This is a genomic window from Gemmiger qucibialis (genome assembly GCF_027689445.1).
Classification (GTDB): domain Bacteria; phylum Bacillota; class Clostridia; order Oscillospirales; family Ruminococcaceae; genus Gemmiger; species Gemmiger qucibialis.
Genome location: NZ_JAQFEN010000001.1, coordinates 596420 through 622273, shown reverse-complemented (window position 1 = coordinate 622273; position 25854 = coordinate 596420). Strand labels below are relative to the sequence as shown.

The window sequence follows — 25854 nt, the reverse complement described above, 5'->3', positions numbered from 1 at the left end:
TGCAGTAAGGGCTTGAGCGATACGCTTAGTCCAGCTTGGAAGCAGCTTCGGCATCCAGCACCAGGGTGAAATCCGGGTGCATCTGCAGGATGGAAGCGGGAACTTCCGGCGTGACGGGGCCGAAGAAAGCTTTCTTAATGATGTCAGCCTTGCCAACGCCGTTGGCAACCATCAGAACCTTGCGGGCCTGCATGATGGTTTTGATGCCCATGGTGTAGGCTTCTTTCGGGACCAGATCTTCGTTGTTGTCAAAGAAGCGCTTGTTGGCCTCAATGGTCTCTTTGGTCAGGTGGACACAGTGGGTGCCAAGCTCAAAAGCGGCACCCGGCTCGTTAAAGCCAATGTGGCCATCGTGGCCAATGCCCAGCAGCTGCAGATCCACGCCGCCCAGATGCTGGATGATTTCATCATAGTGGGAGCACTCGGCAGCAGCATCCATGTTGGTGCCGGCAGGCATATGGATGGCTTCGGGGCGGATGTTGACCAGGTCAAACAGGTTGCGGTGCATGAAGGACCAGTAGCTTTCGGGATGCTCGCGGGGCAGACCGCGGTATTCGTCCAGGTTGACGGTGTTTACTTCCGCAAAATCAAGGTCGCCCTTGTTGTACCATTCAACCAGCTGTTTGTAGGTGCCAACGGGGGTGCCGCCGGTTGCCAGGCCCAGCACGCAGTTGGGCTTCATGATGACCTGTGCCGAGATGATATTGGCCGCTTTGCGGGACATATCATAATAATCTTTTGCACGAATAATTTTCATGGGGAACATCTCCTTATTCTTTTTTTGTGCGCGGACAGCCATTACCTATAGTATAGCACAAACACCACAAAGAAACTAGAGATTGTAGAAAAAAGAGAGAAAAAACAAAGAAATATTTTAGGAAAATATAACAAAAAATCCTGGCTCCGGAAGCCGGAACCAGGATGGGGAACGCTGCCTTACAACAGCTTTTGCAGTTCTTCGTAAACAAAGCGGACCTGCGTGCCAAGAATGACCTGGCAGGCCGTGGGGGTGGAGCGGATCACACCGGAAGCCCCGGCGGATTTGAGTGCCTTTTCATCCACCTTAGCGCCGTCTTTCAGCTGGAAGCGCAGCCGTGTGGCGCAGCAGCTGGCTTTTTGCACATTGGCCTTACCGCCCAGCGCAGCCAGAATGTTGGCGGCGATGCCGGCATGGTCAAGGTCGGCTTTTACCACACCCTCGTTTTCCGCCTCTTTCTTTTTTTGCAGCGCGGCCTTGCTGGTGGAGCGCGCCACAAAGAAGCAGATAACCGCGGCCACAGCCAGCAGCACGGGGATCACGATCCAAACCTTGGGGGCGGCGGGGGCCAGGGCAACGCCGCCGGCAATCACGGCGGCGCACAAAATCAGGGCCAACACCAAAAAAGCAGGCGACCGGCAGATGCGTTGGAATGAGTTCATGTTACAAAGTACCTCCTTGGGTAGTGTATTTTTGCCGCTGCGGCAAACCCGCAGGAGGCATTTATAGTTCTGATTTTAACATAATCAAGCAAGAAAAGAAAGAGTTAAACGCCAGCTTTTGCCCACCAAAACAAAAAAGCCGCAGGCAGGGCCATGGCGGCCAGCCTGCGGCGTGGAACAAAGGAACCAGAACCCTTGCCCTTGCTGTTACTTAAATTACAGCATCTTCTTCAGTTCATCGAACACGAACTGAACCTGAGGCCCGATGACAACCTGGCAGGAAGTCTTGGACGGGCGGATGACACCGGCAGCACCGGCAGCCTTGACAGCCTTTTCATTCACAGCGGAAGAATCTTTCACTTCAAGGCGCAGGCGGGTTGCGCAGTAGTCAGCACCGGTGATGTTCTCCTTGCCGCCGACAGCAGCCAGAACACCGGTAGCAATCGCAGTGTAGTTGTTGTTGGAAAGCTTGATGTTCTTTTCGCTTTCTTCCACATCGTCGTCCTCACGGCCGGGGGTCTTGAGGTCAAACTTGGTGATAGCGAAGTAGAAGACAAAGTAGAACACAAGAAAAGCGGCAATGCCCAGAGGAATGATCATCCAAGTCTTGGCAGCTGCGGGCAGGGAAGCGGAGAAAACCAGGTCCGTTGCGCCTGCGGAGAAGCAGAAGCCAGCGCGGAAACCGGAGTAGTAGGTGATAATGGTGAAAATGCCGTACAGAGCAGCATAAACAACATACAGGGGGAAGCACAGGAACATGAAGCCGAACTCAAACGGTTCGGTAACGCCGCAGACGAAAGCGCAGATAGCGGCGGAAACAACCAGACCGATAGCAGCCTTCTTGTTCTTGGCGGTGCGGACCATAGCCAGTGCAGCGCCGGGGATACCGAACATCATGCAGGGGAAGAAGCCGGACATGTACATGCCAAGGTCCCAGCCCACGTCAGCGCTGGTCTCGCCAGCCCAGAAGTGTTTCAGGTCGCCCAGGCCGATGGTGTCAAACCAGAACACGTTGTTCAAAGCGTGGTGCAGGCCGGTGGGGATGAGCAGACGGTTCAGGAAAGCATAGATACCTGCGCCGATGCCGCTCAAACCGGCAATGCCGTTGCCCAGAGCAACCAGAATGCCGAAGATAACGGGCCAGACGAACAGCAGGATGACGGAAACCACGATGGAAACCAGGGCGGTCATGATAGCAACGCTGCGCTTGCCGCTGAAGAATGCCAGCCAGTCAGGCAGCTTGGTGCTCTTGAACTTGTTGTAGCAGGTGGCGCCGATGACAGCAGCCAGGATGCCGATGAAGGAGTTGCCGGCGATCTTGCTGAAAGCAATGTAATCAACGGTGCCCTCTTCCAAGGTGGAACCAACAGCAGCGCGGATGGTGCCCACAACACCGGGGCTGAGCAGCTGCTGCATCATCAAAAAGCTGACCAGACCAGCCAGACCGGCGGTGCCGTCATGGTCGTCTGCCAGGCCGACAGCTGCGCCGATGGCGAACAGCCAAGCCATGTTATCGATCAGAGCGCCGCCGGCCTTGACCAGCAGGAAGCCGACCGTGTAAGCAGCACCGGTAGTAGAACCTTCAGCACCCATAACGGCGGGAGCCAGAGCGTAGCCAATACCCATCAGAATACCACAGACGGGCAGCGCGGCAACGGGCAGCATCAACGCCTTGCCGAGCTTTTGCAGCCATTTCATCATAAGATACATTCCTCCTAATACGGACGTATTTTGCCGGGGTGAAGCTAATGCCCCCGGTGGGGATTGCAAAACCGCTCTGGTTAGCAAAATTCCCGTTCATGCAGTGGTAAATAGGAACATTGTTTGCGGTGTAACAATCTGTTAAATCTATTTTAACATATTTTCAATAAATTGCAAATGTATTTTGTCAAAATAGCACAATGCCGAAAAAACAAAGGCGACTTTGGTTATATTGCTAAAAATATAACGCATTTTGACCGAAACTTGAAAGAAAGACAGGTGCCCCGGCGCTTTAACGAAACAAAGAGATAGATAAAGATAACATAAAGTGAGCGTTTTTTGCTAAAATATTGCAACAAAAATACATTTGAAAAAACTGTACAAAAACGCATTTCTGTAATAGTTAGCAGCTGAAACGGGCAGCTGCTGGTGCAGGGCAAAAAACGTGCGGTGCGGCTGGCGGGCGGGGCGGAAAATGTGATGTCTGCCATGGTAAAACTTTTGTGCAGCAGGTACGGGCAAATCAAGAAAAAAGGAAATAAAAAATCCTGGGACGCCGTAAAAACGGCACCCCAGGCAAACGGAGTTGAAAATGGCAAAATCAGTTGTTGGCGCTGAACAGCTGGGGCGCAGCCTTGTACAGCAGCACCACGGCGATGGTGGTCATAATACCTTCCGGCAGCATGTAGGAGCCGTTGTAAGTCAGGCTGTAGATCCACGCGGGCAGACCATCGCTCAGGTTGCCCCAGATCAGCACGCCGGACAAAAAGCTGCACAGGAAACGCAGCACGCACACGGCGGCGGAGCCCACGGCCACGCCGACCAGCTTGTTTTTGAACGGCTTGGCAAACACGCAGGCAAGCCCCAGAAAGGAGAAGGCCAGCACATAATCCAGCAGGATCATGCCCACCAAAGGCAGCAGGCCGGGCGCCGGGGGCGCATAAAAGCCCAGCAGCATCTGCAGCAGGCTGTTCACAAAGCCGGTGAACAGGCCCCACTTGACCCCGTGGCGGAAGGATACCAGAATGAACGGCACCATGCTGAACAGCGTGATGGAGCCGCCGTTGGGCAGCTCATAGATTTTGATGTTGGCCAGGATGGTGCCCAGCGCAATCATCAGGGCGCATTCTACCATAATGCGCGTTTTGGTGTAAGAGGATGACATATACATACCACTCCTGAAAAATAGTACATAAAAACAAGAAAAGCGCCCGCAGGTACAGCGGGCGCCAAAAGCGTTGTGAGCAGTATATAACCACAGCAAAACTTCCTACGCCGGCATTACCCGGATCAGGTATAGGGTGCTCAAAACACAGTTGCTTTGATCTCAGCCGGAGATGCCCCCCAGCGCCCCTGTTCTTATGTCCGGTTCCCAGTATAGCAGGAAATGCCGGTTTGTCAAGGCGGAAAACTACTCGATCTGCCAAATTCCGCCGCTTAACGGTGCAAGGTCCAGCGCCAGCCATCCGTTGGCAATGGGGCGGGGAGCATTATCCACCCAGCCCGCGGCAAACAGCGGCAGGGCACAGCTGCCCCAGCCCGGCTTTAGCCCAAACCCCTGTACGGCCTGTGTGCCGGTGTTCAGGGCGCACAAAAGTGTTTCACAGCCGGCCTGCAACGTAAAGCCCAGCACGCCGGTGCCTGCATCCTGCGCGGTCCAGGCAAAGCTTTGGGGCGCATACAGCGCCGGGTGTGCCAGGCAGAAAGCATTCAGCGCCTTACTGTAATCAGCCAGGGCGCGGTGCCCGGCGTCCGCCAGCATAGCCCAGTTCGGCTCCCGGCCATCGGTAAAGGCATCCGGCTGGCCGAACTCCACCCCCGCAAACAGCAGGCTTTTGCCGGGGCGGGCGGCCTGTAATAACAGCAGCAGCCGCATCTGGGCCAGCTTTTCTTCTACATTGCCATACAGGCGGGTGAAAATGCTGGCGGGGTGGTTTTCATCGTGGCTCAGCGCGTTGATGCCCTGCACCGCGCCAAAGGGGCCAAAGCTGCCGCACAACTGCCGGAACAGAGCGCTGCGCCCGCCGAACGGCGCGGCAAAATAGGCCAGCGTATCCTGTGTCCAGCCGATCTCCCACACATAGTCAAAGCCCAGCCCGCCGCTGGCGGCATCGGAGGTGGCGTTCATGGAACCGGCGCTGTCCTCTGCCACCAGCATGCAGCCGGGGAACCGCGCGTGCAGCCCAGCTGTCAGCGTTTTGAAAAACTCTGCTGCCTGCCAGCCGTTGGGGCAGTGGTACAGCGCGTTGCCGATGGCATCCACCCGCAGGCCGTCGCACCGGCACACCTGCAGCCAGAACGCCGCCGAACTGAGCAGAAAGCTGCGCACCGGTGGGCTGGCCAGATCAAAGTTCAGGCTGCCCCAGTCGCTGGGGCCGGATTCAAATAAAGGCGCACCGTCAAAACAGGCCAGGCGGTCGGCATCCGGCGCAAAATGGACCGGCACAAAATCCATCAGCACGGCAATGCCTGCGGCGTGCAGGGCATCCACCAGCGCGGCAAAGCCTGCAAACCCGCCAATGCGCTGGGTGGGGGCAAAATACCCGCACCCCTGGTAGCCCCAGCTGCCGTCAAACGGGTATTCTGCCAGCGGCAAAAACTCCACATGGGTGTAGTGGTGCTCCACAAGATAGGGCACCAGACTTTTTGCCAGCTCCGGCCCGGTGTAATAGCGGCCGTCCCAATGGCGGTGCCAGCTGGCGGCGTGCAGTTCGTAAATCAGAACGGGAGCATCCCGGCGGGCACCGCGCAGCAAGGGAGCGGCGAACGGGTAATTAGGCTCCGCCAGGCGGGAAGCCGTGCCGGGCAGAGCTTCAAACGCAAAGGCAAACGGGTCTGCCCGCAGCTGCCAGCTGCCGTCCGGCCCCTGAATGTTATACTTGTACAGCTGCCCAAGCTGCGCCTGGGGCACCCGCCCGCGCCACAGGCCGTCCTCACAAAAGGTGAGCTCGGCGGCGGAATAGAGATCCCAGCCGTTCCAGTCCCCCAGCAGCTGCACGCGGCGGGCGTGCGGCGCCCACAGGGTAAACAGCCAGCCGCGCCCCGGCCCCACCGGGTGGGAACCCAGCAGGCGGTAAGCGTCAAAGCTGATGCCGCAGAAAAACTCTTCCACATCCGGCCGCATAGCTCTGCCCCCTTACCCTGCAAAATTGAACGTGTGTTAAGGCAATACCGCATAATTCTAAGTGCCGATACGGCGAGCGAGGTGCGGCAGCTGCTAAGCCAAAAGCGCAGATAATACTGGATGTCTTATCGAGCATTTTGGCAACGCAGATGCCGTGCCGCAGCCGCCGGAGCGGTGCTTAAGCCGTAAGGCGGGAATTGTGCGGTATTGCCTTAAATAAACTTATTATAACATAGGCACGGCCCTTGCGCAAACAGGGGGGCGGCCCGTATAATAAAATGGTGTGTCTGAAACGTCGAAAATATCGTCTATTTCTACAAATATGGCGGGATTTTGTGTTAAAAGGTCTTGAAATCCACAAAGGATTTCTGCGGCTCTTTGCCTTACATCCTGCTTGTGTTTGCGAAATATCCGTCATTTTCTTTGTTTTCAGATACACCAGATACACCTTAGAAAAATTATGAGATAAAAGTTGCGATAAATAGGGGAAAACAAGATGCAGAAAAAAGTATCAGCCGCCGTGCGTGCGTTTGGCCGCGCCCACAAAGCCGGGCTGGCCCTGCTGGGCGGTGGGGTGGCGGCACTGGGGGTGTTCTGGGCCGCACGCCGCAGTGCCGCGGCCATGCAGTGGTGGGTGGAGTATGTTTCCATGCCGGTCAAGCGGTTTGTTTCTGCGCTGGTGGAGCCGCTGCCCTTCAGCTTTTGTGAGCTGGCTGCCACGGCGGCCATTCTGATCTGCCTGGTTCGGCTGGTGCAGCGCATTGTGCGGGCTATGCACCGCAAACAGGCAGGCTTTGCCGCCTGGGTGCTGCATGTGGGCACCGCGGCGGTGTGGATCTATGCCGGGGTGTGCGCTTTGTGGGGCACCCAGTATTATGCACCCAGCTTTGCCGCGCAGGCCAACATGCAGGCCCCGGCCCTGAGCGTGGAACAGCTGGCCGCCACCACCGTGTGGTTTGGCGAGCAGGTGAACGCCGCCGCTGATACCGTCCCACGGGACGAAACCGGTCTGTTCGCCGTGAGCAAGGAGAAAATTTTGCTGAACACCGGCCATGTGTATGACGGCATTGTGGCGGAATATCCCTTTTTGGCCGGGCCGCACCGCAGCCCCAAACCGGCGTTTTATTCCAAGCTGATGAGCGCGGCAGGCTTTACCGGCTACCTGTGCCCCCTGTTTGGCGAGAGCACCCTGAATGTGGACTGCCCGGCGGTGTTTTTGCCCGCCACCATTGCGCACGAGTTCAGCCACCAGCGCGGCGTGGCGGCCGAGCAGGAAGCAAACTTTGTGGCGATCCGGGCTTCCACCACCTGTGGTGATGCGGCATATGAATATTCCGGCTGGCTGATGGGTTACCTGTACCTTTCCAACGCCTGGTACAGCGCTGACCCGCAGGCCGCCAGCGAAAATTACCGCACCCTGTGCGATGCTGCCCGCACCGACCTGGCCGACAACAACGCCTATTGGGCCAAGTGGGAAGGCCCGGTCAAAGAGGCAGGCAGCACGGTGTATACCGGTTTTCTGCGCGGGTATGGCCAGACCCTGGGCATGAAAAGCTATGGGGCCTGCGTGGATTTGTTGGTGGAGTATTATTATCCGATGGCGCAGGGGGAATAAGTTTATAGTGCGATAACAGAAAAAGCATATGCCGGGCGCGGAATGCGCGGGCATATGCTTTTTGTGATGATGGAAATTTAAGCGGGCGACGGAGTTTGAGATGGGGGGATTAGACAGGGCCCGACATGCGGGACGATGCAAGCATCGTCCCCTACAAATGGTTTGCATCGTTTGTTGCAATCAGCAAGGTTTCTCCGCGGCAGGATGAGGGCATCCCGCCCTACAGCACATTTATTGGCAGGCAGCACATAATAAAATGCTCTGTAGGGAACGGTCAAGACCGTCTTCTGCGAATGTTGTATCCTGTGCTACAATCAATTACACGGATTCTGCAATTTTGCCGCGGAACCGCCGCGGGTCTGGCCGGAGCCGTGGATGATATATTTGTAGCTGCACAGCTCGGCCAGGCCCATGGGGCCGCGGGCATGCAGCTTTTGGGTGCTGATGCCCATTTCGCACCCCAGGCCAAACTCTCCGCCATCGGTAAAGCGGGTGGAGGCGTTGACATACACGGCGGCGCTGTCCACACAGGTGGTAAAGCGGTCTGCGGCGGTATCGTCCGCCGTGATGATGGCCTCACTGTGGTGGGTGGAATGGCGGGCAATGTGGGCAATGGCAGCATCCACATCATCCACCACGGCAATGGCCAGGATGTAGTTCAAAAATTCAGTGTCAAAATCCTGCTCGCCGGCGGGTGTTCCGGGAATGATGGCGGCGGCGCGCTCATCCAGCCGCAGATCCACCGGAACCAGCCCGGCAGCTGCGCGGGCATCCACCAGGCGGGCTTTCAGCAACGGCAGAAACCCTGCGGCAACATCCTTGTGTACCAGGCACACTTCCTCGGCATTGCACACGCTGGGGCGGCTGGTTTTGGCGTTCTCAATGATATCCACCGCCATGTTCAGGTCGGCGGCTTTGTCCACATATACATGGCAGATGCCGGTCCCGGTCTGGATACAGGGCACCGTGGCGTTTTCCACACAGGCGCGGATCAGCCCGGCACCGCCGCGGGGAATCAGCAGATCCACCAGACCGTTTGCCGTCATCAGCTCGTTGGCGGAAGCGTGGGTAGTGTCCTCAATCAGGCTGACGGCACTTTCCGGCAGGCCGGCACGGGCCAGACCGCAGCGCAGAGCGTTGACAATGGCATGGCAGCTGGCCCAGGCATCGCGCCCGCAGCGCAGCACACAGGCGCTGCCGGCTTTCAGGGCCAGCGCGGCGGCGTCGGAAGTTACGTTGGGGCGGCTTTCATAAATAATGGCGATCACGCCCATGGGCACCGAGGTTTTTTCAATCAGCAGCCCGTTCGGCCGCACAATTTTGCGTAGCACGGCACCCACCGGGTCCGGCAGGGCGGCAACCTCACGCATGCCCTTGGCCATGGCGGCCAGCCGGGCAGGGGTCAGAGCAAGACGGTCCAGCATTACATCGCTGATGCGCCCGCGTGCGGCGGCCAGATCCTGTTTGTTGGCGGCCAGAATTGCATCACTGTTTTCCACCAGGGCAACTGCCATGGCTTCCAACGCAGCGTTTTTGGTATCGGTATCCGCCAGCGCCAGCGGCAGCTTTGCCGCCTGCGCCGCTAACAGAATTTCATGCGTAGTCATAGCAGAACTCCTTTGGTTGTAATTAAGAATGAATAAAGAATAGAGAATAATGGTTGAGTGACGCCCGCGGCGTCACATTTCAATTAGGGCTATTTCTCCGGTAAACCAATATCCTAACCGGAGCTGTCCGCCTATTTTATCCGCGCCGCCGCGGGCGGCGCACCAACATTATTCTTTATTCATTATTATTTATTATTTTTTCCAACAAATCTCGTCCCCACATCCTTGCCGTCCACAATGTCGTACAGCACATTGGCGTTGGCACCGTTGGCGATGACCATGTCAACACCGGCACCGGTGGCAATTTTGGCGGCGGTCAGCTTGGCGGACATGCCGCCGGTGCCAAGGCCGCTGTTGGAGCCGCCGCCCAGTTGCTCAATTTCGGGGGTAACGCTCTCTACCCGGTGGATCAGCGTGGCTTCCGGGTGGGTATGCGGGTCGGCGGTGTACAGGCCGTCAATGTCGCTCAGCAGCACCAGCAGGTCGGCGTGGGTGTATTTGGCAATCAGGGCACCCAGGCGGTCGTTATCGCCCAGGGAGTATTCCTCGGTGGAAATCGGGTCGTTTTCGTTGATGACCGGCACAGCGCCCAGCTGGATCAGGCGCTCCAGCGTGTTTTGCAGGTTGTTCAGCCGGTGGGGATGGTCAAAGTCCTCCCAGGTCACCAGCAGCTGGGCAACGGTGTGGCTGTATTCGGCAAACAGCTTGTCGTAAGTATACATCAGCTCGCACTGGCCCACGGCTGCGGCGGCCTGCTTTGTCACCATATCTTTGGGGCGGGAAATCTGCAGCTTGCCCACGCCAAGGCCGGTTGCGCCGGACGATACAATAATCAGCTCGTGCCCGGCGTTTTTGATGTCGCTCCACACTTTTACCAGTGCTTCGGTGTGGCGGATGTTCAGCCGCCCGCCCGGATGGGCCAGCGTGCTGGTGCCGATCTTGACAACAATGCGCATCAGTTTTTCCCCATTTCCTTTGTTTTGTCATAGGCGGCCAGGACGGCATCGGTCACTGCGCCGCGGAACGCGTGCTCTTCCAGCACGCGCACACCCTGAATGGTGGAACCGCCGGGGCTGCACACAGCATCTTTCAGTACGCCGGGGTGGCTGCCGCTTTCCAGCACCATGCGGGCGCTGCCCAAAAGGGTCTGGGCGGCATATTCCTGGGCTTTGGCGCGGGGCAATCCGGCAGCAACGCCGCCGTCGGCCAATGCTTCAATAAACTGGTATACCCACGCGGGGCCGCAGCCGGAAACACAGCAGGCGGCGTCAATCAAATTTTCCGGGATGGCATCCAGCCGCCCGGCCGGGGCCATGGCACCCAAAAAGGCGAACATCTGGTCATCGCTCACGCCGTCAGCGCAGTACTGGATCATACCGGCCCCCAGCGAAACCGGGGTGTTGGGCATGATGCGGATGATTGGATATGCACCGCCGGCCATCTCGCGCACGCGGGCCATGCTCAGCCCGGCAGCCATAGTAACCAGGACAAAACGCCCGCTGCGCTTTGCCAGAATGGGGGCGATGCCGGCCAGCATATCGGCCATCATCTGCGGCTTTACGCCAAGGAAAATTACATCACAGTCCTGCGCGACCACATCGTTGGTGGCGGCGCGGCAGCCAAGTGCTTCGGCCAGGGCTTCAGCCTTGGCCGGGGTGCGGTTGGCCAGCACAACATTTTCCGGCCCAACGCCGCGGCACACTGCGCGGGCAACCGCACCGCCCATGTTGCCGCAGCCGATAAAACCATAACGCATAGGAATTTCCTCCCTCTACTATAACGTGCGTATCCTTTATAATGTACCAACAAATACCCAATGAATAGTCTAATCCTAACGCACAGCAGGTGTAAAGTCAATAAAAAACTGCCAAAAAACGTGACAAGTAAAGCCTTGCCTGCTATAATAGTGATACTTTGCACAACCGTCCAGGCGGGGCAGGGCACCCCCGCCGCAAAAAGGGAGAATGAAATATGCAGTATGTTGATTTTGGCCGCACCGGGCTGCGGGTTTCGCGCCTGGGTTTTGGCGGCATTCCGGTGCAGCGCATTGATGAACCTGGCACCCGCGCCATGCTGAAAGCCGCGCATGAGGCGGGCATCAATTACATTGATACCGCCCGCGCTTACACCGTCAGCGAGGAGTGGATCGGCCAGGCGCTGGAGGAACTGGGCCTGCGGGATGAATTTATCCTTGCCACCAAGTGCCGTGCGCTGACCAAGGCAGAGATGGAAGCCGAGCTTGCCGCCAGCCTGAAAAACCTGCGCACCGATCACATTGACCTATACCAGTTCCACAACCCCAGCCCGGAGAACCTGGATAAAATCCTGGCCCCCGGCGGCGCCATGGAAGCCCTGCTGGAAGCCAAGGCCAAGGGCGTTGTGGGGCACATTGGCATTACCGCCCACCTGAGCCAGACGTTTGAAAAGGCGCTGAAGGTGGAGGAGATCGAAACCATTATGTTCCCCTATAATATTGTGGAGCAGCAGGGCAAAGAGCTGATCGACCGCTGTGCGGAAAAGGGCAAGGCCTTTATTGATATGAAGCCGCTGGCCGGTGGTGCCATTGAGGATGGACGGCTGGCGCTGCGGTATGTGCTTTCCAACCCGGCAGTCACAGTATCCATCCCCGGCATGGCCGCGCCGGAAGAATTGGAACAGAATGTGGCGGGCAGCGCCAACACCGCCCCGCTGACCCCGGAGGAGAAAGCCGCCTGCCAGAAAGTGCGGGATACCCTTGGCACCCAGTTCTGCCGCCGCTGCAATTACTGTGCCCCCTGCACGGTGGGCATCCAGATTCCCAGCTGTTTCTTGTTCCATGGCTACCTGGAGCGTTATGGCCTTGCGGGCTGGGCGCACGAACGGTACGATACCCTGACGGTGAAAGCCGGTGCCTGCATTGGCTGTGGCAAGTGCGAGACCCGCTGCCCGTATAACTTGCCCATCCGGGATATGCTCAAAAAAGTGGCACAGGATTTCGGCGAATAAAGGCAACACCGCACAATTCCCGCCTTACGGCTTAAGCACCGCTCCGGCGGCTGCGGCACGGCATCTGTGTTGCCAAAATGCTCGATAATGTCGGGTTGCGGTACCCGCATCGTGCTTCGGGGGCAAAAGCCCCTCGCACTCTGCGACCGCTGCCCCTGCTTCGGTTCGCTGTTTCCGCCACTGGCGGCGCTCACCTTTGCAGCATCCAGTATTATCTGCGCTTTTGGCTTGGCATCTGCCGCACCTCGCTCGCCGTATCGGCACTTAGAATTATGCGGTATTGCCTTATATTTTAGAATTAAGGAGTACCCCTGCATGAAACAACAGCCCCCCGAACGCACCAAGCGCCTGGCCGTTATTGCGGCAGCAGCCGTAATTCTGGTTATGGTGCTGCTGATTATTGAAACATTCCGCCTGCTGTTGCCGGGGTTATGGACTGCATTTTCCAGCGGGGACGAACAGGCTCTGAGCGATTATTTGACAAGCGAGGGGCGGCTGCGCAGCTTTTTGACGCTGTGGTTCCTGGCGTTCGTGCAGGTGGTATCGCTGGTAATCCCGGCCATGCCGGTCCAACTGACGGCGGGGATCGCCTATGGGCCGTGGAAAGGCTTTGTGACCAGCTTTTCGGCATCGGTGGCGGCAAATTTTCTGGTGTTTCTGCTGGCGCGCCGCCTGGCAAAAGTCATTGAACTGCTCACAGCGAACAGCCCCAAGGCGAATAAGTTGCTGAACAGCGTGCGCAACAGCAAGAACCCCTGGTTTTATACCATTCTGGCGTTTATCACACCGGGGCTGCCCAACGGCATCATTCCCTATGCCGCCGCTCACGCCAACATGAAGCCGAAACAGTTCTTTGCGGCTGTCTGCATCAGCATGCCGATCCCCACCCTGCTGACCTGCCTGGCAGGCAGCTACCTGGTAACGGGGGACTGGCTGTTTACTGTATTGATCGAGGGCGGTATGTTTGCCGTGGTGGGCCTGCTGTTCCATAAGCGCAGCGCCGTAATCGGCCACGCCCACGAAGTAAAGGACCGGCACACAAGATAACACAAAAGAAGCCTCTCCGGCGTGCGGCCAACCCCGCACGCCTTTTTTGTATGGCGCTACTTGTGTTTTGCGGGTGTGGTGTGTATAATTTACTATGTATTACTATGGAAAAGAGCGAAGAAAAATAATAAAGAAAAAAGAATAATGAATAATGGCTGTGTGATGCCCACGGCATCACATTGAAAACAGGTTCGGCGCTCTGGCAGGGCTGTTGCATGCCAGAGTTTGCTGCCTGTTTTATCTGCGCCGCCGCGGGCGGCGCACAAACATTATTCTTTATTCATTATTCTTTTTTAATTTGATTTAATTTTACGCGTAGCGAAACGAGGCTTTCTCATGCTGTTGGACCCTGAACTGCATTATCTGGATAATGCCGCAACCACCATGGTGGACCCGGAGATTGCGGGTGCCATCCATGAAGCATTATTAAAGGATTGGGCGAACCCTTCCAGCCTGTACGAACCGGCGGTAGAAACCCATGAAGCCCTGACCACGGCCCGCGGGCAGATTGCCCGCACCCTGGGCTGCCAGGCCAAGGATCTGTATTTTACCTCCTGCGGCAGCGAGAGCAACAACCTTGCCGTGCAGGGCCTTGCCATGGCACGCAAAAACTGGGGCAGCAAAATTGTGGTTTCCGGTTTTGAGCACCCCAGCGTGCAGCGGCCCATCCGTGCACTGAAAGACCGCGGCTTTGAGGTGGTGGAAATCCTGCCCGAAGCAGACGGTCACCTGGATGTTGCCAAACTGGCTGCCGAGGTGGATAAAAATACCGTTCTGGTCAGCTGCATGGCGGTCAATAATGAAACCGGCACTTTGCAGGATATTGCCGCTCTTTCCACAGCCGTCAAGGCCAAAAACAGCCGCTGTGCGGTGCATGTGGATGCCGTGCAGGCATGGCTACGCATCCCTATTGACCTGAAAAAGTGGAAGAACGTGGATACTCTCTCGGTATCCGGCCATAAAGTGCATGCCCCCAAGGGAATCGGCGCTTTGTTCATCCGGGACAGCGTGCGCCAGACGCTTTGCCCGCCCTACCTGGGCGGCCATCAGGAGCGCGGCCTGCGCCCCGGCACCGAGAATACCCCTTATATCGTTGGCCTTGGCCTTGCTGCGGCAAAGGGGGCAAAAAACCTGAGCGACCGCAATGCGCATATCCGCGCCCTGAACGCCCAGCTGCGCACCGGGCTGGAAGAGCTGGCCCAGCAGGCACCCATCACCCTGAACTCCCCGGCGGATGCCGTGCCGGAGGTGCTGAACTTTTCCACCAACTGTGTCAACAGCCAGACCTTTATTGAATATTTGAGCGGGCGGCACATTTATATTTCCGGCGGCTCCGCCTGCGATAAGGGCGAGCCGAGCCACACCCTGATGGCGATGGGCGCGCCGGACCTTGCCGTGCGCACGGCGCTGCGCGTCAGCTTTTGCGGGGACAACACCCCCGAAGATGTGCAGGCCCTGCTGGATGGCCTGAAAGACGGCCTAAAAGAGTTGCAGCACATCTGAAAAGATAAGGCAACACCGCACAATTCCCGCCTTGCGGCTTAAGCACCGCTCCGGCAGCTGCGGCACGGCATCTGCGTTGCCAAAATGCTCGATAATGTCGGGTTGCGGTACCCGCATCGTGCTTCGGGGGCAAAAGCCCCTCGCACTCTGCGACCGCTGCCCCTGCTTCGGTTCGCTGTTTCCGCCACTGGCGGCGCTCACCTTTGCAGCATCCAGTATTATCTGCGCTTTTGGCTTGGCATCTGCCGCACCTCGCTCGCCGTATCGGCACTTAGAATTATGCGGTATTGCCATAACGCTATTGAATGAAACCATAACACCAGACACGAAAGGTTTGCCATAAACATGAAAGAAATCATCCTTGCCTATCAGGGCGAAATGACCCTGAAAGGCCTGAACCGCAGCAAATTTGAAGCCCGCCTGGCCAAAAGCATCCGCTACCGACTGGAAGACCTGGGCAAATTCAAGGTGACCCAGGCGCAGTCCACCGTGTTCATTGAGCCACTGGAAGATGACCTGGACATGGACGAAGCGTTCCGCCGTATTTCCAAAATTTTTGGCATTGTCAAAATGAGCCGCGCTGCCTGCTGCAGCAAGGATTTTGACGAGATCTGCGCCACGGCGGAAGCTTATCTTGGCGAAACGCTGCGCGGCATCCGTACCTTTAAGGTGGAAGCCAAGCGCGCGGATAAAACGTTCCCGATGAAAAGCCCGGAGCTGTGCCGCGAACTGGGCGCTTACCTGCTGGGCAAGCACCCCCACCTGCGGGTGAACGTGCATGAGCCGCAGCTGGAAATCATGGTGGAAATCCGCGATAAAGGCGCATATATCCATGGCCCCAAGGTGGAAGCCGCGGGCGGCCTGCCCGTTGGCACCAGCGGCCGTGCGCTGAACCTGCTTTCCGGCGGCATCGACAGCCCGGTAGCAGCTTATTGCATGGCGCGCCGCGGGCTTGCACTGCACCACATCCACTTTGCCAGCCCGCCGTACACCAGCCTGCGTGCCAAACTGAAGGTGCGCGCCCTGGCCCGCGAACTGGCAGAATATACCGGCAACTGCCAGCTGTTTGTGGTGCCCTATACCAAGCCGCAGGAGTATATCCGCGATAATGCGCCTGATGTGTTGTTTACCGTGCTCATGCGCCGTAGCATGCTGCGCATTGCCAAACTGGTGGCCGACCAGAGCGAGATGGAAGCTTTGATTACCGGCGAAAGTCTAGCACAGGTTGCCAGCCAGACCATGCAGGCCATTGCCTGCACCGACGCCGCGCAGAACCTGCCGATTCTGCGCCCGCTGATCGGCATGGATAAGACCGAGATCATTGCTATTTCCCGCAAGATCGGCACCTTTGATACCTCCATTGAGCCGTATGAGGATTGCTGTACCATCTTTACCCCGCCGCACCCCAAAACCAAGCCCAGCCTGGCGGAGATCGAAGCCGCCGAAGCCGGAATGCCCGGCCTGGCAGAGCTGGAACGGATTGCGGCGGAAACTGTGGAGAAAATCCCCATCCGCATCGGGGATGACCCGGAGTTTTAACAGCGCCAGATAAAAATTACCCTTGGATAAAGGACGGAACAAACCATGACTGCGGAGATCATTTGTGTAGGAACCGAGCTGCTGCTTGGCGATATTGTCAATACCAACGCCCAGTTTTTGAGCCGCGAACTGGCGGAACTGGGCATCAGCGTGCTGCACCAGCATGTGATTGGGGATAACCCTGGCCGCCTGCGTGATTTGGTAAAGGAAGCCAAAAGCCGCAGCGATCTGCTGGTGTTTTCCGGCGGGCTTGGCCCCACGGAGGACGACCTGACCAAGGAGACCGTGGCCGAAGCCTTTGGCGATACCCTGCACTTTGATGAAGCAGAATGGCAGAAGATCGTGGACTTTTTTGCCCGTACCGGCCGCGGCGGGCGCACCCCCACGGCCAACAACCGCAAGCAGGCCATGGTGCCCACCAAGGGGCACAAGCTGCCCAACGCCCATGGCACCGCACCCGGTGCCTGGTTCGAGGATGACGGCTGCATTGCCGTGCTGATGCCCGGCGTTCCACGCGAGATGAAAGCCATGTGGGCGGAGGATATCCGCCCGGTACTGCTGCAGCGCCAGAACTGTACCATCCACTCCAAAACGCTGCGGGTGCTGGGGGGCGAAAGCAGCATTGCCAGCAAGGTTTCCCCGCTGTTCGCCAGCGAAAACCCCACGGCAGCCATTTATTGCAAAACCGGCGAGAGCGAGATCCGTGTGACCGCCCGCGCCGCAACCGAGGCGGAAGCCGAAACGGCCTGCGATGCCCGCATTGCGGAGTTCCGCAAGATTTTGGGCCCCAATGCGTATGATGTGGATGTGCCGGGGCTGGAATACACTGTGGTGCACCTGCTGCAGCAAAAAGGGCTGCATGCTGCCACCGCGGAAAGCTGCACTGGCGGCCTTGTGGCAGAAAAAATCACCAATGTGCCCGGCTCCAGCGAGGTGTTCGGCTATGGCTTTGTGACCTATGCCGAAGCCGCCAAGGCAAAGCTGCTGGGTGTTGACCCGACTTTGATTGAACAGTATAACGTGGTTTCCGGCCCGGTGGCCGTGGCGATGGCTTACGGCGCTTTGCGGGCATCGGGGGCAGATCTGGCCGTGGGCATTACCGGCATTGCCGGGCCCGGCGGCGCACTGCCGGGCAAACCGGTAGGTACCGTCTACCTGGCCGGTGCGGATGCCCGCAGCGGCAAAGCCTGGCTGATGCGCCTGGAACTCGGCGGCTATGCCGAGCGCAGCATCATCCGCACCCGCGCCGCCCTGTACGCCCTGGACCTTCTGCGCCGCATGGCCCTTGATATCCCTCCCGAAAACGCCCATCCCGTCCCCTCCAAAGATGTCAAACCCGAAACCCTTGATATTTAAGGCAACACCGCACAATTCCCGCCTTACGGCTTAAGCACCGCTTCGGCGGCTGCGGCACGGCAAAACTCCGAACTCCTCCCTCCTGACTCCTAACTTCAACTTTCCACCAAAGGGGTGTTTTAATGCTGCAAATCCAAATGCGAATCCTGCGTGTGTTTGGGCTTTCCAAAGCGGAGATGAACTCCATCATTGAGAACGCCCAGGCCGAGGGCAGCCCCAGCCTGCGCCTGCAGGAGCGCGATGGTGAATACCTTGTCTGCGTGCAGGCATCAGCCCCCACCCAGGCAATGGCGGATGAATACTGCGAAAAGTGGGTGCAGAAACTGCGCACCCGCTTTGGCGATGCCTGCTATGGCTTTGAGGATACCACCCTGGCCCAGGCCGCGCTGGATGCCCTGCTGAAAAAGCGCCGCCTGCTTGTTGCGGCGGACGAAGCCACCGGCCGCCTGTTGGGCAACGCCCTGCGCGGCCTGCAGCACAGCGAAGCAGCGTTCGATTTTGGCAACCAGACCTACCTGAACTCGGCGAACGCCCGCCGCATTGCCGCGCCGGAAGCTCTGCTCAAAAAGTTCCCCGGCGATATGGTTCAGGCCGCTGCAGGCCGCGCTCAAAGCGCTTTGCTGCTGGCCAATGCGGATTATGCCGCCGTGTATATGCCCGCAACAGTGGGGCAGGCGCCTTTTGTGCTGCTGTGCAGCCGCATCGGCGCGGCAGCCTGTGCCCTGAGCCCCGAAATCTCCGATATGGCAATCGCCAACCATATTCTGGACTTGGCCCGCCGCCGTGCATTGGGGATGCACCTGGGACCTTCCGCTATTACCTTCAAGCCGGGGCGGGAGCGCCCGCTGCTGCTGGTCAGCGGCGAAGGCCAGCCGAGGCCAGGTTTCCGCTTTACGCTGCGCCGCAAGGCTGCCCCGGCCAAACCGGCGGTTAAGCCCAACGCCCCGGACAGCTACGATGCAGAACCGGTCCCCGATTACGATGCGCAGCCCACTGAACCCAAACCGCAGGCTACCCCCACCGGGACCATTACCTTTGAACGCCCCATCGCCCAGCCTGCCGCGCCGCAGCCAACACCGGATCCGCTGGACCTGCGCACCGCAGGCCCGCAGGCCGCCGCCGAAGCGCGCGCCCGCCGCGCCGCAGAAAGCGAGCTGGACCCAGACCTGGAACTGTGTGCCACCCGCACCATCAAAATTTCCCGTGCAGATTTGGAGCAGGCCATGGCGGCCCAGCAGGCAGCAAAGCAGCAGGAGCAGCCCAACCCGGAACTGCCCGCTGCACCGCAGCCGGAACCCCTGCCGGAGCCGGAACCGCCCGCCAACCTGCCGAAACCAAAAGCTTCTATCCTGGATGATGATATCCCGGATTTTTCGGCAGGGTTGGACCCCGCCGCGCTGGAAGCAGCCCGCAAGGCGGACGAAAAAGCCCCGCCGCGCAGCACCGATGAATTCCAGCGCGCCGCCAGCCAGTTGTTTGAAGACGATGAGGATGACGGGGAGGATGACGGGGAGGATGACGGGGAGGACGAAGAGCCCACCATTACCTTCCCTGGCCACAGCAAAGCCAAACCGGCAGTGCCGCGCCCCCTGGCAGCAAAGCAGGAACCCAAACAGGATGCCATCCACAACCGCAGCCTTGCCATGATCGAGCGTGCCGAGCGCCGCCACCGCCGCAAAGCGATTGCCGCAGTGGCTGTTATTGCCCTGCTGGTTCTGGTGGGTGCTGCGGTGCTGCTGGGGCTGACCCGTGGATGCACCGTGAAAGCCCCTGCCTATAAAAATTACGGCACAGAGCAGTTTGATACCCAGGCGCAGGCATATTTGAAATCCGCTGCGGCAGAAAACGAAAAAATTATCGGTTATCTTGCGTTCCCCGGCCAGAACGGCCAGCTGGTGTACAGCGGCTCCCAGCCAGGCGATGGCGCTGCCATCAGCGGCACCAACTACCTGAACGCTTCCATGCCGTCCAACACGGTGCTTTCCTGCGCGGATGCCTCGCTGGCAAGCCTGACGGACCAGACAAACTTCAGCCAGAATGCCGAGTTCACCCTGTACCTGAGTGATGTGACCTACCATTTCCGTGCTGTGGCAGTGTATAATACCGATGCCGCAGGCACCGAGAATGCCTTTACCCCCGCCAGCTATGGGGAACTTTCGGATTATTACAGCTATGCGGAGTTCAGCCAGAGCATTAAGGAACGCAGCCTGTTTGATACCGGCAATACCCCCGGTGATAAGGAAACCTTCCTGACCCTGATGAGCACCGGCGGCACAAACGGCACGTTTGTCTGTGTGACCGCTGTTCTGTTGCCGGATCAGGCCCAGTAAGATTGGATATACCCAGGAATGATTAAGCCCCCGTTCCCGTACATATACTAGGGTGTGGCGGAATAAACCGCTGCAAGCTGGATGGGGAAGGGGGTTTTTGGATTGAAAGAAGAAGCGGCACTGGCCCGTACGGTCATCAAAAAGCGGCTGGCCGGGCAGCCGGCACCGGATATCTGGTTTTTGATCATTTTGATGCTGCTGGTGTGCTATGGTTTGGTGATGCTGTTTTCAGCCGGGTATGCGGTGGCGCTGTACCGGCGCGGGGATGCTTATACCTACATCCGCCCCCAGCTGTTGTTTGCGGCGTTTGGTGCGGTGGCCATGTACGCGGCCAGTCTGGTGGATTACCACATCTGGCACAAACTGGCGTGGCCAATCATGGGGGTATCGCTGGCGTTGCTGGCAATCGTGCTGTTCATGCCGGAATATAACGGCTGCAAGCGGTGGATCGTGCTGCCGGGGCTGGGCACCTTGCAGCCCAGCGAGATCGCCAAGTTTGCGGTAGTGCTGGTGTTTGCCCACATCATCTCCCTCAACCATGACAGGATGCAGACCTTTGCAACCGGGGTGCTGCCCTTTATGGTTATCCTGGGGGCGGTTACGGTGCTGATGCTGCTGGAGCCGCATCTGTCCGGCACGCTACTGATTTTGGGCATCGGCGCGGTGCTGATGTTTGTGGGCGGCACGGGCTTAAAGTGGTTTGCCCTGGCAGGCATTGCCGGGGCCGGGGCCATTGCGGCGGCGGTGGTGCTGCTGCCGGAGCTGGTGCCCTATGCCATGGGGCGGCTGTCCTCCTGGCGGGACCCCTTTGCCGATCCGCTGGGCGAAGGCCACCAGACCATCCAAAGCCTGTACGCCATTGCATCTGGCGGCGCGGCCGGGCTGGGGCTGGGCAACAGCCGCCAGAAATACCTCTATGTGCCGGAACCGCAGAACGACTTTATCTTTTCGATTCTGTGTGAAGAACTTGGCTTTGTGGGCGCGGCTCTGACGGTGGTGCTGTTCCTGCTGCTGTTTTTGCGCGGCATGTCCATTGCAGTGCGCGCGCGGGATAAATTCGGTGCGCTGCTGGCCGTTGGCTTTGTGGTGCAGGTGGTGCTGCAGGCGGTGCTGAACATTGCCGTTGTTACCAACACCATCCCCAACACCGGCATCAGCCTGCCGTTTTTTTCTTCCGGCGGTACCAGTTTGATGATGCTGCTGGGCGAAATGGGCATTGTGCTCTCCGTTTCGCGCCAGGCGGACGCCCGGTAACGGGAATGTGCAAATTTTGTGATGGGGATTTCACAACTTTCGGCAGTTCTGCGCTATTGAAACTGGCGGAATAATACGGTATAATAACCAAAAAAGATTTGTAACTTTTTTGCAATCTTCCCAAAAGAAAAGGAATGCTATGCAGGAAATCAAAACAAACCCAACGGTGCGGCACACCACGCCCCTGCAGCTGCTGGCGGCGTTTGCAGCCACGGTGGCAGTGCTGTTTGTGCTGCTGCTGGGGGCGTGCGCGCTGCCGGCCCAGCCGGTGCTGGAACATGTGTATGATTCAGCCCAAACCATCCAGCAGGAGGGGCTTTACCCTGAATATTTCGGCTTTAAGCTGTTCCAGATGGATAACTATACCGATACCATCATGCTGTTTGAAGCGGCCGCCATGGGCGAGCAGGATCCCTTGACCGCCATGATGACCGCAACGGCCTATAACGTGGATAACTTTGAAACGATGGCCGGTGACCTTGCTGTCTATTGCGAGCGCACCATTCCGCTGGCCACCGGTGCCCAAAAAGCAGTGCAGCTGGTGCCGTTCTCCTATGCGCGGTACTGGCACGGCTACCTGATCTGGCTGCGGCCGCTGCTCTGCGTTATGTCCATCACCGGTGTGCGCGTGGTGCAGTATTTGGTGCTGTTTGCGCTGCTGGCGGTTATTTTGTGGCAGCTGCGGCGGCAGTGTGGGCTGCGGGCCATGGTGTGGTTTGCCGTCAGCCAGCTGGCGGTTACCGTGTTCTGGGTGCCGCATCAGGTGCAGTATTTTACCACTTTCTGTATTGCGTATGCGGGCTGCGCGTGGGTGCTGGCCAGGCCGCGCCGCGCAGCGCAGCTGAGCATTGCCCTGGTGGTGCTGGGTACCTGTACGGCGTTCTGTGATTTGCTGGTCACCCCCATCATCACGCTGGGGCTGCCGGTGGCGGTGTGGCTGTGCTGCCTGCCGCAGCGGGCGGCATCCGGTGCCAGGCAGTGTCTGCCGGTCATCGGCGGCAGCTTGTGCTGGGGGGCAGGCTATGCCATGTGCTGGGGCCTGAAATGGGTGCTGGCCACCCTGATTACCGGGCAGGATATCATCGGCGATGCCATCCACCAGGCCGGGGTGCGCACCACGGCGGATACCTGGCACGGCATGGAGCTGAGCTGGGGGAACATCTTCCGCTTTGTGGGGGATACATTAAGCCAGCGCGGGCTGTTGTGGCCGGTGGTGCTGGTGGTTATTTTGTGCATTGCGGCGTTTTTGCTTTGCCTGCGCAATAAGGAAGCTTTGCTGCGCGCGCTGCCCATTGGCCTTACCGCCCTGATGGCACCGGTGTGGCTGGCGCTGCTGCGCACCCATTCTATCCAGCACGGGTGGTTTACCTGGCGCAGTTTAACGGTCAGCATTTTTGCGGGGCTGGCTTTTCTCTATTATTCCTGTGGGATACGGACGGGCCTGCGGCGTTTGCGCGGCCAAAAACAACAAGGGTGAAAGTAGTTATGAAGGACGAAGAAAACAAGATGCAGTCTGCTGCCCCGGAGCAGCAGGCCCAGCCGGAGCAGACGCAGCCGGAAAGCGAACCGGCCGCGGATGCGGCCCAGCCGGGAACTGAAAACGAACCCAAGGCGGAAACCACAGCACCGGAAACGCCGGACAAAAAGAAACGTCCCCTGTGGCTGAAACTGCTGGCGGTGTTTGCTGCGGCGCTGGCGGTGCTGGTGCTGCTGGCGGTGCTGTACATTAACGGCAAGTTGGATCTGATTCATTACGATGACGGCACGGTGGACAGCGTTGGCACCGTTGATGCCGAGGAGGACCAGGACCTGGATACCACCGGCCTGACCCAGGCCACAAATGACGAAATGGAAATGCCGGAGGGCAGCCCCTTTGCGGACGAAGATGTGCTGAACATCTTGTTGGTCAGCACTGATGAACGCACCGATGCCGTGAACGACTGGGATGCATTTACCCATCTGAACGAGCTGGACGGAACAAAAGCCACCACGGAGTTCAGCTCCGATGCCCGCGCGGACAGTTTAATTCTGTGCTCCCTGAACATCAAGGACGATACCATCAAACTGGTTTCCATTGAGCGCGGCACCGGTGTGCCGATTCTGCTGGATGGGTACGAGGGCCAGTACGACTGGATCACCCACACCTTCCGTTACGGCGGTGTCCGCCTGACGATGGATACGGTGGAAGACTGCTTCAACGTGCAGGTGGACCACTATGTGCGGTTCAATTTTAACTCCTTTGTTCAGATTGTGGATGCCGTGGGCGGCATCGACCTGAACCTGACTGAGGACGAAGCCAAGGCGCTGAACTGGGAGGTTCCCTCCAACTCGATGCTGATCGCCAAGAAAGTGGAACCAGGCTGGAACCACTTTGACGGCTATACCGCATTGCAGTATGCCCGCCTGCGCGCCATTGATGATGACTGGCACCGCGTGGCCCGCCAGCGCACCGTCATCCAGGCGGTGCTGGACCGGATCAAGAGCGCTTCGGTCACCGAGCTGAACGACCTGCTGGACACCGCCCTGCCGGTGGTGCAGACCAACTTTACAAAAACTGAGATCGCTGCCTTGATGGTGCAGCTGCCGAGCTTTTTGGGCGTGACAGCAGACCAGATGACCATGCCGGTGCAGGGCACCTATGGCGTGCGCAACGGCATGGATGACCGCCCCATGATGGATCCTGATTGGGCTGCCAACATTGCGGTTTTGCAGAACTTTTTGTATACTGATATGACGGCAGAGGAAGCCATTGCCGCCGGTACCGCTACCCCGGAAACGGCTGACGGTGAGGAAACCGCTGTGCCCGAAACCGTGGAAGTGCAGAGCAAAAAGAATGACGCCGTCCACACCTACCTGAAAGACAACACAACACCCATTTACTGGGATTATCCGCTGGAAGATGCCGATTTTGGTAATGCGGATTACCGCGTGTTTCTGGCCGGAGAGACCCGCGGACAGCCGCAGAACACTGCCATGCGCAAGGCGCTGTTCCAGTACCTGCACGAACAGCAGGGGGTGAATGTTCAGCTGGTGGAAACCGGCGTGGGCGAAACCCAGGTGCTGGAGCAGTACCTGCGCACGGGCGATGAAAACTGGCTGAACCACTACCTGAAGCTGCAGGGCAGCTGTGCGGATGCGGAAGCCGAATACTGGCGCTGGCTGTACCAGTATAACCGCCAGCAGGGCGGCACTATCCATGTGGCAGGGCTGGGAACCGAGCGCAATACCGTGGTTTCGATGTATGGCCTGCTGGCTTTGGCAGATACGGAGATCGAACCGGCAGAGAGCATTGCGGACTTTGTGCAGGCCCTGCGGGATGAGGATATGACGACTGCTCTGCAGCTGTTCAAGACCGCTATGGAGGAACAGCCCGATGCGATGGCAGACTATTTTGGCGATGCCTATGCCCAGGTACAGCAGCTGTATGCCAACCTGCAGGTGAACACCACCTATAAGGGCAGGCTGGACCGCGACGACCTTGCCATGATGGACAACATGAACTTTGTGCTGCGCCAGTACCCGGACGATAAATTCTTTGGCCAGCTGAGCAACGGCCATGTGACCCAGAGTGCCTGGAAGGACGGCAATTATATTGCCAACTACAGCCGTTTCGGCATGCTGCTGAACGGCGAAGGCTCCCCCGTGCAGGGCGAAGTCTGCTCCATGCTGACGATCTATACCCAGCGCGGCAGCAGCGGCCTGCTGGGCGATGATGCCGAGAACGACTATTACGATCTGAACGCGCTGGCGGAAGCTGCGGGCAAAGAATTTATTGCCACAGGGGCGGATTTGTTCCTGGCGCTGGACAACGAGGACACCCCTTACACCGAGCAGAACGGCCTGATCAAGCCCGAAGTGCAGGCCGAAGAAAAGCCGCTTATGGATTATTACCAAAAACTGATTGTACTTTTTGACACAGAAAATTAAAATTCCCCGTTGACAAGGCCGCGCCTTTGTGCTATAAATACTTTAAACCAATGAAGCGAAAGTAAAACCACAGGCGCACGCACAGAGAGCCCCCGATGCTGGGAACGGGGTGGTAAGCGGAGTGGATAAATGGTTCGCCGAGGGCACGGGGAAAAGCTGGGCTGAGTATCCGTTGACGGAAGCCTCCGTTACAGGGCAGGGGAATGTTAGTTCTCCGCAGAGCGGCTGTGCAGTTTATGGCACAGCAAGCAAGGTGGCACCACAGATTATTTGATTGATCTGCCCTTGCACAGAAAGCTATTTCTGTGCAAGGGCTTTTGTTATACCCGGCACAGACCACAAACAGGAGTAACACCATGAAAAAGCAAAGCATTACCACCATGCGGGAGCGATGGCGCCGGGCAAACTGATTGCCCGCCCCGGCACTGCCGGGAACAAACCGCCGAT

At 58.2% G+C, this 25854-nt stretch carries 18 protein-coding genes and 1 riboswitch; of the genes, 10 read left to right on the top strand and 8 right to left on the bottom strand.

The window, feature by feature from the left end; translation table 11 throughout:
* Window positions 1-25: 25 nt before the first annotated feature.
* The 5 genes from nagB to PG062_RS02815 form a co-directional block, all read right to left on the bottom strand.
* A complete protein-coding gene (gene nagB, locus PG062_RS02835; RefSeq protein WP_114000759.1) occupies window positions 26-757 on the bottom strand; it encodes a glucosamine-6-phosphate deaminase in 732 nt (243 codons plus the stop codon).
* A gap of 179 nt (window positions 758-936) precedes the next feature.
* Window positions 937-1419, bottom strand: a complete 483-nt coding sequence (locus PG062_RS02830; protein WP_114000760.1) for a PTS sugar transporter subunit IIB — start codon at window positions 1417-1419, stop codon at window positions 937-939.
* Window positions 1420-1635: 216 nt separating this feature from the next.
* Window positions 1636-3120 (bottom strand): PTS transporter subunit EIIC, encoded by a 1485-nt coding sequence (locus PG062_RS02825; protein WP_270751026.1) that lies wholly within the window; start codon window positions 3118-3120, stop codon window positions 1636-1638.
* Between the two features lie 601 nt (window positions 3121-3721).
* A complete protein-coding gene (gene thiT, locus PG062_RS02820; protein WP_114000763.1) occupies window positions 3722-4285 on the bottom strand; it encodes an energy-coupled thiamine transporter ThiT in 564 nt (187 codons plus the stop codon).
* 85 nt (window positions 4286-4370) lie between these two features.
* Window positions 4371-4485, bottom strand: a riboswitch (TPP riboswitch).
* A gap of 46 nt (window positions 4486-4531) precedes the next feature.
* Window positions 4532-6244: a 1,4-alpha-glucan branching enzyme gene (locus tag PG062_RS02815; RefSeq protein ID WP_270751025.1), complete on the bottom strand. Its 1713-nt coding sequence runs from the start codon at window positions 6242-6244 to the stop codon at window positions 4532-4534.
* Between the two features lie 496 nt (window positions 6245-6740).
* On the opposite strand from PG062_RS02815, the gene PG062_RS02810 reads away from it, so the two are divergent.
* Window positions 6741-7859, top strand: coding sequence for a DUF3810 domain-containing protein (locus PG062_RS02810; protein WP_270751024.1), 1119 nt, complete (start codon window positions 6741-6743; stop codon window positions 7857-7859).
* Between the two features lie 314 nt (window positions 7860-8173).
* Here the strand turns inward: PG062_RS02810 and PG062_RS02805 are convergent, their stop codons facing one another.
* The 3 genes from PG062_RS02805 to proC form a co-directional block, all read right to left on the bottom strand.
* Window positions 8174-9496 carry a glutamate-5-semialdehyde dehydrogenase gene (locus PG062_RS02805; RefSeq protein WP_256359665.1) on the bottom strand — a complete coding sequence of 441 codons (1323 nt, stop codon included), beginning with the start codon at window positions 9494-9496 and terminating at the stop codon, window positions 8174-8176.
* Window positions 9497-9651: 155 nt separating this feature from the next.
* Window positions 9652-10422: a glutamate 5-kinase gene (gene proB / locus PG062_RS02800; protein ID WP_114000256.1), complete on the bottom strand. Its 771-nt coding sequence runs from the start codon at window positions 10420-10422 to the stop codon at window positions 9652-9654.
* Window positions 10422-11222 carry a pyrroline-5-carboxylate reductase gene (proC, locus tag PG062_RS02795; RefSeq protein ID WP_114000257.1) on the bottom strand — a complete coding sequence of 267 codons (801 nt, stop codon included), beginning with the start codon at window positions 11220-11222 and terminating at the stop codon, window positions 10422-10424. Before proC ends, proB begins: the two co-directional genes overlap by 1 nt.
* Before the next feature lie 215 nt (window positions 11223-11437).
* Between proC and PG062_RS02790 the strand changes: the two genes are divergently transcribed.
* The 9 genes from PG062_RS02790 (at window position 11438) to PG062_RS02750 (ending at window position 25407) form a co-directional block, all read left to right on the top strand.
* A complete protein-coding gene (locus PG062_RS02790; protein ID WP_270751023.1) occupies window positions 11438-12451 on the top strand; it encodes an aldo/keto reductase in 1014 nt (337 codons plus the stop codon).
* Window positions 12452-12766: 315 nt separating this feature from the next.
* Complete coding sequence (locus PG062_RS02785; protein ID WP_270751022.1) at window positions 12767-13498, top strand: TVP38/TMEM64 family protein; 732 nt, start codon at window positions 12767-12769, stop codon at window positions 13496-13498.
* Window positions 13499-13834: 336 nt separating this feature from the next.
* Window positions 13835-15001: a cysteine desulfurase family protein gene (locus PG062_RS02780; protein ID WP_270751020.1), complete on the top strand. Its 1167-nt coding sequence runs from the start codon at window positions 13835-13837 to the stop codon at window positions 14999-15001.
* A gap of 345 nt (window positions 15002-15346) precedes the next feature.
* Window positions 15347-16540 carry a tRNA uracil 4-sulfurtransferase ThiI gene (gene thiI, locus PG062_RS02775; RefSeq protein ID WP_114000261.1) on the top strand — a complete coding sequence of 398 codons (1194 nt, stop codon included), beginning with the start codon at window positions 15347-15349 and terminating at the stop codon, window positions 16538-16540.
* 45 nt (window positions 16541-16585) lie between these two features.
* Window positions 16586-17896 carry a competence/damage-inducible protein A gene (locus PG062_RS02770; RefSeq protein ID WP_270751019.1) on the top strand — a complete coding sequence of 437 codons (1311 nt, stop codon included), beginning with the start codon at window positions 16586-16588 and terminating at the stop codon, window positions 17894-17896.
* 122 nt (window positions 17897-18018) lie between these two features.
* On the top strand, window positions 18019-20226 hold the full coding sequence (locus PG062_RS02765) for a hypothetical protein (RefSeq protein WP_270751017.1): 2208 nt from the start codon (window positions 18019-18021) through the stop codon (window positions 20224-20226).
* 102 nt (window positions 20227-20328) lie between these two features.
* Window positions 20329-21480, top strand: coding sequence for an FtsW/RodA/SpoVE family cell cycle protein (locus PG062_RS02760; RefSeq protein WP_408611384.1), 1152 nt, complete (start codon window positions 20329-20331; stop codon window positions 21478-21480).
* Between the two features lie 139 nt (window positions 21481-21619).
* Window positions 21620-22957, top strand: coding sequence for a hypothetical protein (locus PG062_RS02755; RefSeq protein WP_270751016.1), 1338 nt, complete (start codon window positions 21620-21622; stop codon window positions 22955-22957).
* On the top strand, window positions 22954-25407 hold the full coding sequence (locus PG062_RS02750) for an LCP family glycopolymer transferase (protein WP_270751015.1): 2454 nt from the start codon (window positions 22954-22956) through the stop codon (window positions 25405-25407). Before PG062_RS02755 ends, PG062_RS02750 begins: the two co-directional genes overlap by 4 nt.
* Window positions 25408-25854: the final 447 nt, after the last annotated feature.